We start from the raw sequence: 13,719 nt of genomic DNA on the forward strand, positions 1-13,719 counted from the left end.
TTATTCGCTCCTTAAACTCTTTACCGGGTTTTCCAGTGCAGCCCTGATACTTTGATAGCTTACAGTTAGCAAAGTGATCGCCATGGCGCCGGCGCCGGTTACAGCAAATATCCACCAGGATATTTCGGATCGGTAATGGGAATGCTGCAGCCATTGGTGCATAAAATAATAAGCGACAGGGGAGGCGATAAGGTAAGCTATCATCACCAGTAACACAAAATCTTTTGAAAGCAAGCTCCAAAGATTAAATACTGATGCGCCCAATACCTTGCGTACACCAATTTCTTTGACCCGTTGTTCGGCTACAAATGATGCCAGGCCAAAAAGACCCAGGCACGAAATTAAAATGGCGAGACCGGCAAAAACAGTAGCAAGCCGGCCAATGCGTTCTTCAGCCGCGAACTTGGCAGCATATTCCTCATCGGCAAATTGATATTCAAATGGCGCCGAGGGAATGATCTTTTTGAAAACGGCTTCTATTTTGGGCAAGGCCTGGTTAGCGCTTGTTTTTGGGTTAATTTTAATATTGATCAATGATGTAGGTACATGGCCTTTAATCATAAATATTGTTGGATACATTGGCTCATAAGGCGATTCCATGATCATGTCTTTAACTACACCTAATATCTTGTAATGCTTTAGAGGCTGGTCCTGAAATTTCCAGCTTACATTTTCGCCAACCGGGTTTTTCAGCCCCATGTATTTGGCCGCGGATTCATTAATGACGATGCCCGATGAATCACTGGTAAAGGCCCTTGAAAAATCACGCCCCTTCACAAATTGCCAGCCAACTGTTTTGCCATATTCAAAACTTACAGGTAAGGTGCCAAACTGATCATCCAAATTGGGATCTTTGCCTTTCCATTTAAACCCTCCATTACAGGATGCTATTTCAGTAACCTTGCCAAATGATTCAGACATTTCGGCTACGGCACCTGTATTCTTAAGTTCGGATCGTAACAGGTCGTATTTACCATCAAAATCGCTGGATTTTTTTTGGATCATGACCAGCCCATCGCGTGTATAGCCCACCGGGCGATTTTTGGCAATCTGGATTTGCCGGTAAATAATAATGGTGCAAATAATTAAAGCCACCGAGACTGTAAATTGCGCAACTACGAGCACCTTACGGGGGATAGAGGCAAACCTGCCAACGCGGAACGTTCCCTTCAATACCTTGACTGGGTTAAAAGATGACAGGTAAAGTGCGGGGTAGCTTCCTGATATAATACTGGTCATCAAAACAAACGCAATGCCCGCTACCCAAAAATAGGCATTCTGCCAGGGTATGATCACTTGTTTGGCCGATAAGTCATTAAACCAGGGCAGGGCCAAACGAACCAAAACCAGCGATACCAGGAAAGATAATACCACAACCAGGAAAGATTCACTATAGAACTGGCCTATCAGTTGTTTCCGCATAGAGCCGACGGCCTTTCTGACGCCTATTTCCTTGGCACGCTTTTCAGATCGCGCTGTATTTAAGTTCATGAAGTTGATACAGGCCAGCAGCAATACAAATACGCCGATGACGCCGATCAGCCACAATAATTGAAGCGGTCCGGTATCTGGAGCGCCGCGTTTGTAACTATGCAGGTGCCAGTTCCGCATGGGCTGCAGGAAAACCTGCGGATCTAATTTAGCCTGTTCTTTCAGATCAGCGAGGTTTTTTAGCTCGGCATCTTTAATATTCCTGGAAACTTTTTCAAAATCAGTATTTGGATTAATCTCCACATAAATTTTTAGGAAATGGTTCTGCCAGTCGTTCAAGGCCCGTTCTTTTATCCATGGGTTATCAGCGATCCACAACTCGGCAGGGGACAGGAATTTAAGATCCTTAAACTGGGTATTTAATGGCAGATCTTCGTAAACACCTGTAACCTTAACATCCAATTTGTTATTGATCTTCATCATTTTGTTCACCGGGTTTGCATCGCCAAAGAAAGCTTTGGCAGTTGATTGGGAAAGCATGATCGAGTGCAGATCTTTTAACCCTGCCCGGGAACCATAGATCATTTTCAGGGTCAGCATTTCCGGCGCGTCAGGGTCCATGAACAAACCTTTTCTCGAAAGTTTTTTATCCCCTGCCGAAAGGATGTCGTCAACATCCCAGGAAGCCATTACAATGTGTTTGAAATTATCTTTATAGTTGGTTTTAAGCTCGGTTACCATCGGGAACTGAAGCGAAGAGTTCATAGCAGGATCACCGGTACGCGGATCAATCAGCCGCGTTCTGACCTGGGCAATACGGTCATAATGTTGATGATAGGTATCGAAAGACAATTCATCCCATATCCATAAGCCGATGAGCACGGTCACAGCCATACCTACAGCAAGACCGCCTATATTGATCAGGGAAGAAACCTTATTCCTGACCAGGTTTCTCCAGGCTACTTTTAGATAGTTTTTTATCATGACGTTATGGTTTAAACGAGACTGAAAAGGAAGTATTTAAATATGTTATTTTAAATATGGTGTCAATGGTTTAATTTGCTGATTATTAGTTATTTGCATTATTTATTGATCTGAAGATGTATCGAAAGCGAACATCTATTGTTCGCTTTTATAACAGGCTGATCCAGTGGGTTATACAGTGATCCGTCGGGAAATAGCTATACAGGTTTGTGAGTAAATCCCGTAAATACTATACAGTGGATTCTGTTAGTCCTAAAATGAACTATACAGGTCTGAATAAACCAGCACTTACATCTAAAAGCCTCACTTATTTTCCTGTCCGTATCTGACATCTGCTTGTCTTAATTTTCGTCGTCATTCGCTACACCTTTGTGATGTAATTATTAATCAATTAATCACAATGAAAAAATTTAAGAAAGTATTTATCATTTCCCTGTCAACGGTTGTTGTTGCGGGTGTTGTTATCGTTTTACTTTTTCAGCCTATCATAGCTTTCGGGCAGTTTCCTCCTTATGCAGGTAACAATAAGTTTGACTTGAAAAAACCATCATACGATGCAACTAAGAAAACAGTATTCATCATCGCTGATAACAAGGTGACAGAAATGTTTGATATGCTGGCACCTTTTTACCTGTTTAACGCAACCGGTAAATTAAATGTATACATTGTTGCCAAGGAAAGAGCTCCCGTGCTCATCAAAAGAAACCTTTTTATACTCCCGCAACTGACTTTCAAAGAAGCAGATTCCCTTAAATTAGTTGCTGATGTGATTGTTATCCCGGCTTTATCTATACGTGATGAAAAACAAGACCCAATTGTCATTTCATTTATAAAAAGTCACTTCACACCCGTTACGAAGATTCTCGCTGTATGTGACGGCGCTTCAACAGCAGCTGCTACCGGACTTTTTGATGGCAAGCCTATCACCTGCCATGCCTCTGATTTTAACATGCTGAAATCACATTTCAGCAAACCGCAATGGATAAAGCAGGTGAATGTTGCGCATAGTGGCAACCTGTACAGCACTGCCGGAGTATCTAATGCGGTGGAAGGCAGCTTAACGGTAATTAATGACCTGTTCGGCAGTAAAATGATGCAGGCTGTAGCTGCGGACATTCACTATCCTCACCCGGAGATATTGACCGCTCACCAGAGTGACGCCATTAAGTTTGGGAATGTGCTTACCATTGCCCATAAGGTAATCTTGAAACAGAACCGCAACCTGGGATTACTTTTACAGGAAGGCATGAATGAATTTGAATTGGTAAGTATTCTTGACACCTATGCCCGCACGTTTCCAAAATCCTTTAAATGCTTTACACTTACTGATACAACTCTCCAAACCAAGTATGGATTAACACTGGTACATACCGGCGGGAATGATTCAAAAAAGGTAGATGAGATGCATGTATTGATGCCCGGCAACAATGCTTCGATTACGGCACTTTACAAAGATATTATCAGGTATGACATGAAAAATCAATACCCGATAAATGTGTGCCTTGCGCGGATCGGTGACCTATATGGCGACAAATTTAAAGCAGTTGTGAAACTGATGCTTGACTATAATTAAACAAACAAAGGCTTATCAATAAATAAAAAACAATAATGAAAAAGATATTCATAATAGGACTCATACTGGGGTCACTGCATTCATTTGCACAAACAGATTCGGTAAAGGTTGAACAGTTTTGCCAGGTTATAGCCAAACCGCGACTATTGAGCAATAAAGTAACCATCGATATTGATTTTGGCGATGAAAAAAGTTTTTGGAGCGATACCAGGTTGAGGACCTGGGAAGGAAAAATCAAACAGTTCAACACCATTATAGATGCCATGAATTTTATGGGCAGGGAAGGATGGTCCTTTATCAATGCCTACCCCGTTCGGTATGGCGATAGTGAGATATTTCATTTCGCTTTCAGAAAATTATTCTACAGACGCGATATCCCTTAACCGGTATGCAGCAAAACACAGTAATTGTAAAATATGCAATCAACAATCAATTATATTAAAAAACAAAAGACAATGAAAAATTTAATAACATTTATGCTTTCTGCTCTTATTTTATTTTCTGTTTCCTCCTCCGGATTTGCGCAAACAAACCAAAAGGTGGCAGATCAGATTACAGGCTTATACTGGTCGCCTGAAAAAGATGCTAAAATTGAAATTTATAAGAAAGGTGAGCAATATTTCGGGAAATCCATTTGGGTAGCCCAGCCCCGGAAAGATAGTAAAAACCCAAACGAAGCCTTAAAAACGAGAGAAGTGCTGGGAATAGAATTGCTGACCAATTTTTCCTTCAAAGACGGGGCTTATACTTCAGGAAGGATTTATGATCCTGAAAGCGGTAAGACATATGATTGCAAAATGAGCTTGAACGGAGATAGGTTGAAAGTACGCGGATACGTTGGTATCTCCCTGTTTGGACGCACGGAATTTTTTCAACGCATTAAATAATTAAAAACATCAAATCATCAAATCATGATCGCACTAATCATTGGCATTTCGCTGGGCCTTGTAGTTATTTTAACTATTAACATTTTGAAACATTTGGATAAAGAACTCATCTATGGACTCATCCTGTCAGGAATTGGCTTCCTTTATGTTGGGTTTACCTGGAGTACTGTAGCTTCGCTGATCATTACTGCTGTGCAGGCCATTCTGTTTCTTTTTATTGCCTATTATGGAGTAAAAAAAAGTATGATCATTTTAGCAGCAGGTTATTTCCTGCACGGTATCTGGGACCTCGTTTTTGGTATGTTCCCTTACTCCAGTTTAATTCCACCTCACTATGATCTGTTTTGCTTATCCATTGATTTTACAATTGGCTTTTATTTGATTGTTTTAAGATATCGAAATGCAAAATTAGTTCCTTTGTAATAAAATAATTTCTATAAAGCTATCTGTCTGTATCCGACAGGTAAATGGCCTCATCGGCAACCCACTTATGTATTACCTTTATGAAAATTGCTTTTAAAAATCATGAGAAAAATTGCTTTTATAATTCCCCCAACCGTTGAACTGCTGGACCTGGCCGGGCCCGTACAGGTTTTTACCGAAGCTAAATTTTATGGTTTTGAAATAGAAATGGAATTTTATACCTACCAAGATAATCCTGTATCAACTTCTGGCCTGGGATTTGGGAAGCTCAGGCATTTTACTGAAGCTTTATTACAGGAGGGGGATTTTGTTTTTGTACCCGGTATGGATTTTGAATATGTTAATAGCATTGCGTTTGGGGCAGAACGGGCATTTTTCAAATGGTTAAAAGAGTGCTCAGACATGCATGTAACAGTTTGTTCTATTTGCAACGGCGCTTTTGCTTTGGGCAAGGCTGGTTTATTAAAGGATACCGAATGTACTACGCATTGGAGGAGGGTAAAGGAATTACAATTACAATTTCCACAGGCAAAAGTTGTAAATGATATTTTGTATATAAAAAGCAATAACGTATACACCAGTGCCGGGATAAGTGCCGGCATTGACCTGGCCTTAGCTATTCTTGAAGATTTTAAGGGCCCGCTTTTTACCCATAAAGTAGCAAGGGGACTGGTGGTTTATCACCGCAGAAGTGGAAAGCATAAGCAACAAAGCATTTACCTGGATTACCGCAACCATATCAACCCGCAAGTGCACGAGGTACAGGATTATTTAATTGATCATCTATCCGCAGAAAATAACATAGAAACACTTGCATCGCTGGTTAATATGAGCCCGAGAAACCTGAGCAGGGTTTTTAAAGAAAAAACAGGGTCTACTATATTGGAATACCATACGCTTTTGCGAAAAGAATATGCTAACACCATGCTTAACAATCCCGAATATACTATTGAATATATCGCTGCCAAATGTGGATTTAAAACAGCCAGGCAATTACAAAGGATTTTAAAAAATTGAGCGTCGGTGTATAACTGGCAGGTGCCAGTTATGTTAAATCTAATATTCTAAAATAAACTTTTTTGCTCCAATTCAACGCCTGATAATTCTTGTTGGTAAACGCGGATCATGGCAATAAGCTCCTGACCATATTGTGTTGATTTTTGTTGCCCAACTCCTTTAATTGTTCCAAGTGCTTTAAGTGTAGCAGGTAGTTTTTCAGCAATAGAAGCCATTGTCTTCTCGGAGATTACCATATTCGGCATGATGTTGTTTTTTTGAGCTTCTGAATCCCGCCAAACGAGCAGTTGATTAAAAAGCTTTTCGTTTGGCTTGGCGTTCAGCGCCCTGACGTATGATTGGGACTGATCAGCAACTGCGCCGGCATGTGCGTCCTTTTTCACTTTAAGGTAAGTAATAACATTAAATTCTTCTTTAGAAAAATGTTCCATTAAAGTAATTTTTGTCATGATCCATTGAATCAACTGGTCTGCCTTGGCTGCCTTTTCTTTAATAGCACCTGGTTGATTAATGTAGGAGGGGAGCTGGGTATGAAGGCTCTCGGTAGTCAATGTTAATTTTGCCAGGAAGTATTCTGCAGCTTTCTGTACACGTTCTTCATTATGGGCTGATATTTGCCGGACAAATTTTTTGGATACGTCTATAATATCTTCCTGAAAACCTGGGATAAGGTCCTTGAAATTTCCAATCCTGTTTTGAAGGCCACCGAAATCAAACAGCTCTGTCAGCAGGAATTGCTGGTACAACTCCCTGTCACCTTTCAATCGCTCCAGGTTGGGTTTAATGAGTTTGGCCTGTTCGTTAAAATGTACGATGGCCGGGTCGCCGATAATATTATGTGGAGATATGGGGTTGCGGAGCACCATCCCAGCAAGGCTTCGGCAACGACTAAGAGCCACATAAGCCTGGCCGTGGGCAAAAGCTTCACTTACATCAATAATAGCTTTATCAAAACTCAGGCCCTGGCTTTTATGTATGGTGATAGACCAGGCCAATTTTAAGGGGATCTGGGCAAAGCTGCCTGCGTTGCTTTCATTAATCTGTTCTCCTTCCAGCTGGTACTTGATGTTTGTCCATTCCAATGCCTGTACCGCTATTTCCCGGCTTTCATGACCGCACTGCACAAATACCGTGTCGGTTTCTATTCGCGTAATGGTCCCGATTTTTCCATTATAGAATAGCTTCTCTGCAGAGCTGTCATTCTTGACAAACATAACCTGTGCCCCGATCTTGAGTTTCAAGGTAGTTTCTGTTGGGTAGGCATCTTTGGGGAACTCTCCGCGGATGGTAGCCTTGAATTCAAATTCCTCTCCCGGTAACGCTTCAACAAATTCGTTATTAACCTGCTGAGCGATCCCGTTATGCGTGGTGAGCGTAATATAGGGGTCTTCTGCTGTTGGGCGGAAATCTGGCTGGTACCGCGCGTTCAAAAGCTCAAGATTCTCGGGGCTGATAGTTTGGTTTCTAACCTCATTTAAAATATCAACGAACGCCTGTTCTTTTTGCCGGAATACATGATCCAGTTCGATGCGGACATAGTGCGTTTTTTGCAACACCAGGCTGCTAAAAAAATAGGGGGTTGAATAGTAACGGCCCAGCAGCATCCACTCCTCGTCCCTGATAATTGGGCTCAGCTGGGAAAGGTCTCCAATCAGTAACAGTTGAACACCACCGAAAGCATAAGCAGATTCTTTTACATTGCGCAACACCAGGTCGATATGATCCAATACATCTGGCCGCACCATACTCACCTCGTCAATGATTAGCAGTTCCAGGTTAAATAACAGTTCTTTTTTCTCCGGGCTATAATGCAACTCCGGCCGCGAAGTTCCTGACGGGATGATCGGCCCAAAAGGGATTTGGAAGAAAGAATGGATGGTCATACCACCCGCGTTGATAGCCGCTACACCGGTAGGGGCTACAACAGCCATTTTCTTTTTTGAGTTTTGCCTGATATATTGAAGGAGGGTTGTTTTACCTGTGCCAGCTTTGCCTGTAAGAAAAACAACCGTATTGGTGGATTCCACATAATCCAAAGCCAAAGTCATCACCGGGTTAATTGTATCCATCTTTTCTGTTGCAATTTTAGCATAAAATTTGTTTGTGGCATTTCATGCAACTTAAAATTTCTTCCTGCATGGAAGTTTTTTTTTTGTGAAAGTTCGTTTGCCGGTGTTTGTTTTTCTCGCAAGGGATTAGACCGAACGCAAAACTAATGCTAAAATTATTAGTTTTTTAATTCTTTATTAAAAAAATACTGTGATTCTTTTAACGGGAGCAAAGAATTGACTTCGGATACGGAACAGTTGAACTTTTTGCACAATCAGGGCGACGCAAAAGTTTAATTGCCGTGATAAAGGGGCATCTGTTTCGGTTTCAGGATATGGAATTACATAAATTAGTCAAAGATAATGCAATACGGAATATGACGGCACTTTCAACACTTATCGTATTGAAGGTGCCGTTACAATTCCGTTGATTATACATGCCAGCTTTACCTTGGAGGTATGCTACGATTCTGAGAAATTTGCTGTATAACAGCATTTTAAAAAGAATGTGATCTTATAGGCTCGAGGCAATAAATTCTACTGGTTCAATAGGCTCACAAATCCGGGATGTGAAAATGTAATCTGCTATTGTTTTTTGACTTTTATGGCATTCAATCCTTTTTGTCCCTGTTCGGTTTCAAAGGTTACTTTGTCATTTTCCTGGATAGCTTCTGACAGTCCATTGGCATGCACAAAAATACTTTCCTGGCTTAGCAAGTCCTTAATAAAACCGTAACCTTTTGATTCGTTATAAAAAGCGACAACGCCTTTTCTAACAGGATCGGCAGGGGCAAGATGTTCTTGCTTGGGAACCGCGATCTGGATATCTTCTATGACGATTTTTTTCCGTTTTGTCGGATCAGGTGGAGTGGAAGTAATATTTCCATTTTCGTCTATATAGGCCATCATGTCCTCCAGGCTCTTGCCCTTGTCAGAATTGGCCTTTCTATCTTCCGCTTTATCTTTTTTGTCAAGCTGTTTTTTAAATTTTTTCTTTTCTCTTTCCTTCTTACTAAAGGTTTCTACAGATCTACCCATAGTTCAATATACGAAAAAATTCTCAGATAAACGATACCAGAAATATAAATAGCTGAAATATTTTTAATTCAATTGAGTTTTGGATCATTTTAAGCCAGAAGAGTATACAAGTTTCAACTAACTTTTCTGCTGCCACAAATTATACGAATGACACATTGGGGTTAGGGGATTTTATGAGTGTATTGAAGTTTTGGTGTGGGTTTTTATATACATAATGTATTGATTTGTAAATTCATATGAAGTTTATATGTAGAAAACTAACGATTTGTATACTGTTTTTAATGTACTTGTTTTTGATGTTTTACAAAGGTTATAATCATTTGCTTTACTCTTTTTAATTTCACATTAGAGGGCTATAAATTCATTTTCATATGATCTGATTTTTTTATTCAAAATTTATTTAATTAAAAATAAGCGGGGCTTTTTAATATTTCTTTGTCTTATTGTACCGAATTGAACAGCCTCACAAGCTGTGTGGCGCCGATATTTATTCGATTTCATTGGGATAAGAATCCTCTATTTTTTTAAACCTAATGGCAAATCATAGGAATAGGATGACAATAGAATAGTATTTAATCCGCTATATTTATCAAATGGAATCAAAATTATTCTCTTACAAAGTTGAGGGTATCGTGCTCGAACCTCTTAACGAACAGATCAAACTAAGCCCTGTTTTTGATCGGAAAGAACTGATGGAAAAAATAAAGGAAATTTTTATAGGAGATGGTTTTAAGCCTGATGAGCACAGTCTCGAGTTTAAGATAGAAGGGGGGCAGCTTTTTATTCAGGGTCTTGCTGTTAAAAAGCAGGAAAACAAATCTATTGGATTCATGACCAGTACTTAATTCGCTTATTGATGAAAATTAAAGTATTTACACCCCCAAATTGATTAACTAAAATTTTGACTTATTTTTTAGGATAATAAATGGAGTATGGGTATTCCAATCGGGCTTAATACCGTCCTCATTAATAAAACCTAAGGAGAAATTGCCCAAAACAATATCGGGCTTACCATCTGCATTATAATCATTAACATCCATGCAAATCCAGCGCCCTTCTTTTGCTATCGGCAGATTGTGCGGGATAAAATGCATAAACCTATCCTGTTCAAAGTAAGTAAAGCCTTCGGCCGGGTGTTTTTTAAGGTCAGGAAAAAATGCGATCAAAGCTATATCCAGTTTGCCATCGCCATTAAAGTCAGTTGCAATGGCTTTGGTGGCACCGTTTACAGGATAAAAATAAGCCTGTTTGAATTTAAAATTACCCTGATTGAGAAAAATATACACGCCATGATACGGTTTTAAAACCCTTGAATAATCGCTGTTATCTCCACTGGTGTATAAAATATCCGGTTTACCATCGTTATTAAAATCTACCAGCTGGAAACTGCTTGAGCCATACATAGGCGGAAACCGTAATACGTTTTTTGTTGAAAAGCCCCCTTTATGATCATTTAAAAACAGCCACACGCCTTCATCAGCCTGGGCAAATAAACAGGCGATATCCGGCCAGCCATCATGATTAAAATCACCGGTAACAGCATGCTCAGCACCAGGGATTGTGCTTATGATGTGTTTCTCAAATTTTTTGCCTGGTAATTGTTTGTACCAGTATAAGCCGCCAAAATTATGGCCAAAACCGCAAACTACCCAATCTGTTAAACCATCTTTATTGATGTCAATAGCTAATGATTGAACGGGCCTTGGTAATTTATCGGCAATTAATGACGTAGCCACGCCACCTTTATTAAAATCTATCTCTTTTACAGAACCATTGGTAATGTCAACCGCATCCATGGACCCTATAAAGGTAAATATGTTGTTTCTGTTACCTTTATGATCCTTATGGAACTGCACGTCAACTGCGGGCGAATTATATTTACTAGTACCCAAAAGCTTTAACTTATCTGACCATTGAAAAATACTGTTACTCATCCGGTCACTGGTAAATAGGCGATGCTTAAGCGTATCAAAAGCCACCATTGTGGTGGTAGTCACAGAAACACTGCTGGCAGGCTTAATTAAACTAAAAACGCCCCAATCATTTACCGGAGTAACAGGCGCTTTGGCGGGTTTAAGTGTTTTTGGAGATGTTGACGTATAATAATCAACAATTTTCAACCAATTATCATAAGAAATCGGTGAGTTTGCCGATGGGTTATTGACGTATTGATCTCCTGCATAAACCTGTATTCCTAAACGCGGAGCCATTGCAGGCAATACATGTTTTGCCCAGGTTCCTTTATCCAATAATGCGGGATCAGGATACTGGTGGCAGCTTTTGCAATATTTTAACGAGAGTGCTCTGCCATCGGTTTTAGTAATTTCTTTTTCGGGACTATTGCAGTTGATGGAGATAAAGCAAACGGCACTTGTAAATACTAACAAGGTTAATGTTAAAATATGATGCTTTTTTAACCTCATAACGGATATTCAATTTTTTGTAATCAAAGTTTTAATTTGGTATTTCATTATACAAAAAGAGGCAGCAAAAGCCGCCTCCCTTTATATAAATAATGACAAGGTTTAGCATTAATAACCCGGATTTTGTTTCAAGGCAGAAGATTTTCCTGTTGATTCAAGATCTATCTGTGGTTGTGGAATAGGGTATATCTCGTTTTTGCTTGTAGTAAAATGTGCACCGGCAACATCGGTTATGGTTTTGCCATCAAAGCCAAAATAAGTGGCTAAAGATTGTTGAGCAGTTCCCCAGCGTACGATATCAAAAAAACGGTGGCCTTCCATGCCTAACTCAAGCTTACGCTCAAAGTAAATAGCTTTTAACGCTAAATCTTTGCCTGTAAAATAACCGGCCGGATATGGGCTTATCACATAATTAGCGGCCGGCGTGGTGGTATATCCACCGGTTGGGTTACCCGCATCTTTGTACGTGTATACAAAACCTGTTGGTTTTGCAGCCCTTGCACGAACCATATTTACATAGGATAAGCCTAAATCGCCGGTAGCTAATTGTGCTTTTGCTTCGGCAGCCATTAACAAAACATCAGCGAAGCGTATAACGTTAACCTGGTTGGCATTTCCTGGCGCCCATGTATGGCTATCAGCATAAGTTCCCTTTGATGCCTGGTAGTAAACATTCTTTTTAGGAGAATAGGGGCCTGCCGAACTTTGTTCACGAATCCAGTTTGTACCCGGGTGATTACCCCAATCAAGATAAGGAATTCCGCGACGGCCAACAGTCCAATCTAAACGGGGATCTACGTTGCCGGCATCAAGTGTAAAAGGTTTATCAGATGCAATATTCATATCGGTAACAATAGGATGAGAGTTATAATCATCCAGATAAGGCAAACCTGCTGCATCGGTACGGAACGAGTTTGCCAGATCTAAAGTTGGCTGGAAGAAACCGCAGCAGCCGAAGGGACTATTGTAAGGGTAATTTAGCATATCGCCGTTGTTGGCCTCGCTAATAGTTCCGGTGCCATCATTTGCCGCCTGCTGAATAGCGAAAACGGTTTCTTTGTTGTTTTTAGTGGCCGCGTTAAAATTATCTTCGTAGTTATCTGTTAAACCATAAACAAGCCCTGCGGAGTTTGTTCCGCTGGCAATAACTTCAGTGAATGTTTTGTCGGCGTTGGTATAATCTTTTTGATAAAGATAGGTTTTGGCAAGGTATGCTCCGGCTGCCCATTTGTTAACCCTGCCAACCTGGGCTTGGGTTGCGGGTAAGTTTGCATAGGCAAACGCAAAATCGGCTACAATTTTAGGCCAGATATCGGTTGTGTTTGGCTGTACAAAATTGGTTGTTGTTTCATCAATATAAGGCACATTTCCAAACATCTTTTTCAGGTCGAAATAGTAGTGTCCTCTTAAAAACCTGGCCTGGCCAATTATATTTGCCTTGGCGGCATCAGTTAAGCCTGCAACAGCACTTACGGCTTTAAGTACATTGTTGGCCCGGGTTACACCTTCATAATCAGCTTTCCATTTGCTGTTTAAAAAACCGTTACTGGCATCAACCGTAAATGTTGCTATGGAATTTATGGCCGGCTGATCAATCCCTGAACTGCCTTTATGGGCGTCGCCACCGGCTACACTGCCGTATATCCAGTTGTCGGGCGAGGTTTCCCAGGGTCCACCACCGCCAAAAGCGGCATTAGTACCCTGTTGACCATCAAGCGCCGAATACGCGCCAATTAAAAGACCATCCACACCGGCTGCTGTAGTAATTTGAGTTGTGCTTAGTGCACCCAAAGCGGGTTGATCAAGGGATGACTTTTTGCATGAACTTTGAACTATACCAGCTACAATGAATGCAAACACTGATAAACGTTTTATATTTTTCATAATTTCTTTAA

At 40.5% G+C, this 13,719-nt stretch carries 11 protein-coding genes; 6 read left to right on the forward strand and 5 right to left on the reverse strand.

Features of this window, described 5'->3' with window-relative positions:
- Entirely contained in the window at positions 1–2,415 is a 2,415-nt protein-coding gene (locus AC1D0K_RS00310; protein WP_477396435.1) for an ABC transporter permease, read from the reverse strand.
- Positions 2,416–2,815: 400 nt separating this feature from the next.
- On the opposite strand from AC1D0K_RS00310, the gene AC1D0K_RS00315 reads away from it, so the two are divergent.
- The 5 genes from AC1D0K_RS00315 (at position 2,816) to AC1D0K_RS00335 (ending at position 6,315) form a co-directional block, all read left to right on the forward strand.
- Entirely contained in the window at positions 2,816–3,988 is a 1,173-nt protein-coding gene (locus AC1D0K_RS00315; RefSeq protein ID WP_477396433.1) for a DJ-1/PfpI family protein, read from the forward strand.
- 35 nt (positions 3,989–4,023) lie between these two features.
- Positions 4,024–4,371: a hypothetical protein gene (locus tag AC1D0K_RS00320; protein ID WP_477396431.1), complete on the forward strand. Its 348-nt coding sequence runs from the start codon at positions 4,024–4,026 to the stop codon at positions 4,369–4,371.
- A 72-nt stretch (positions 4,372–4,443) separates the two neighbouring features.
- The gene (locus AC1D0K_RS00325; RefSeq protein ID WP_477396429.1) at positions 4,444–4,875 is read left to right on the forward strand and encodes a DUF2147 domain-containing protein; all 432 of its coding nucleotides are present in this window, start codon (positions 4,444–4,446) and stop codon (positions 4,873–4,875) included.
- A 24-nt stretch (positions 4,876–4,899) separates the two neighbouring features.
- Entirely contained in the window at positions 4,900–5,298 is a 399-nt protein-coding gene (locus AC1D0K_RS00330; protein WP_477396427.1) for a DUF6010 family protein, read from the forward strand.
- Between the two features lie 102 nt (positions 5,299–5,400).
- Positions 5,401–6,315: a GlxA family transcriptional regulator gene (locus AC1D0K_RS00335; protein ID WP_477396425.1), complete on the forward strand. Its 915-nt coding sequence runs from the start codon at positions 5,401–5,403 to the stop codon at positions 6,313–6,315.
- Between the two features lie 47 nt (positions 6,316–6,362).
- Here the strand turns inward: AC1D0K_RS00335 and AC1D0K_RS00340 are convergent, their stop codons facing one another.
- The gene (locus tag AC1D0K_RS00340) at positions 6,363–8,384 is read right to left on the reverse strand and encodes an HRDC domain-containing protein (RefSeq protein ID WP_477396422.1); all 2,022 of its coding nucleotides are present in this window, start codon (positions 8,382–8,384) and stop codon (positions 6,363–6,365) included.
- A 564-nt stretch (positions 8,385–8,948) separates the two neighbouring features.
- Positions 8,949–9,401 carry a cold-shock protein gene (locus AC1D0K_RS00345; protein ID WP_295720378.1) on the reverse strand — a complete coding sequence of 151 codons (453 nt, stop codon included), beginning with the start codon at positions 9,399–9,401 and terminating at the stop codon, positions 8,949–8,951.
- 593 nt (positions 9,402–9,994) lie between these two features.
- On the opposite strand from AC1D0K_RS00345, the gene AC1D0K_RS00350 reads away from it, so the two are divergent.
- Positions 9,995–10,246, forward strand: coding sequence for a hypothetical protein (locus AC1D0K_RS00350; RefSeq protein ID WP_477396306.1), 252 nt, complete (start codon positions 9,995–9,997; stop codon positions 10,244–10,246).
- A gap of 48 nt (positions 10,247–10,294) precedes the next feature.
- Here AC1D0K_RS00350 and AC1D0K_RS00355 read toward each other — a convergent pair whose 3' ends face one another.
- Positions 10,295–11,824, reverse strand: coding sequence for an FG-GAP repeat domain-containing protein (locus AC1D0K_RS00355; protein ID WP_477396308.1), 1,530 nt, complete (start codon positions 11,822–11,824; stop codon positions 10,295–10,297).
- Between the two features lie 108 nt (positions 11,825–11,932).
- Positions 11,933–13,708 carry a RagB/SusD family nutrient uptake outer membrane protein gene (locus tag AC1D0K_RS00360; protein ID WP_477396310.1) on the reverse strand — a complete coding sequence of 592 codons (1,776 nt, stop codon included), beginning with the start codon at positions 13,706–13,708 and terminating at the stop codon, positions 11,933–11,935.
- Between the last annotated feature and the right edge of the window lie 11 nt (positions 13,709–13,719).

This window comes from Mucilaginibacter sp. P1_A3, assembly GCF_056406855.1.

What these genes read in the sequence shown, in the direction of transcription:
- AC1D0K_RS00310 (WP_477396435.1), bottom strand. Translation starts at nt 2,415, where the DNA reads ATGATAAAAAACTATCTAAAAGTAGCCTGGAGAAACCTGGTCAGGAAT.
- AC1D0K_RS00315 (WP_477396433.1), top strand. Translation starts at nt 2,816, where the DNA reads ATGAAAAAATTTAAGAAAGTATTTATCATTTCCCTGTCAACGGTTGTT.
- AC1D0K_RS00320 (WP_477396431.1), top strand. Translation starts at nt 4,024, where the DNA reads ATGAAAAAGATATTCATAATAGGACTCATACTGGGGTCACTGCATTCA.
- AC1D0K_RS00325 (WP_477396429.1), top strand. Translation starts at nt 4,444, where the DNA reads ATGAAAAATTTAATAACATTTATGCTTTCTGCTCTTATTTTATTTTCT.
- AC1D0K_RS00330 (WP_477396427.1), top strand. Translation starts at nt 4,900, where the DNA reads ATGATCGCACTAATCATTGGCATTTCGCTGGGCCTTGTAGTTATTTTA.
- AC1D0K_RS00335 (WP_477396425.1), top strand. Translation starts at nt 5,401, where the DNA reads ATGAGAAAAATTGCTTTTATAATTCCCCCAACCGTTGAACTGCTGGAC.
- AC1D0K_RS00340 (WP_477396422.1), bottom strand. Translation starts at nt 8,384, where the DNA reads ATGGATACAATTAACCCGGTGATGACTTTGGCTTTGGATTATGTGGAA.
- AC1D0K_RS00345 (WP_295720378.1), bottom strand. Translation starts at nt 9,401, where the DNA reads ATGGGTAGATCTGTAGAAACCTTTAGTAAGAAGGAAAGAGAAAAGAAA.
- AC1D0K_RS00350 (WP_477396306.1), top strand. Translation starts at nt 9,995, where the DNA reads ATGGAATCAAAATTATTCTCTTACAAAGTTGAGGGTATCGTGCTCGAA.
- AC1D0K_RS00355 (WP_477396308.1), bottom strand. Translation starts at nt 11,824, where the DNA reads ATGAGGTTAAAAAAGCATCATATTTTAACATTAACCTTGTTAGTATTT.
- AC1D0K_RS00360 (WP_477396310.1), bottom strand. Translation starts at nt 13,708, where the DNA reads ATGAAAAATATAAAACGTTTATCAGTGTTTGCATTCATTGTAGCTGGT.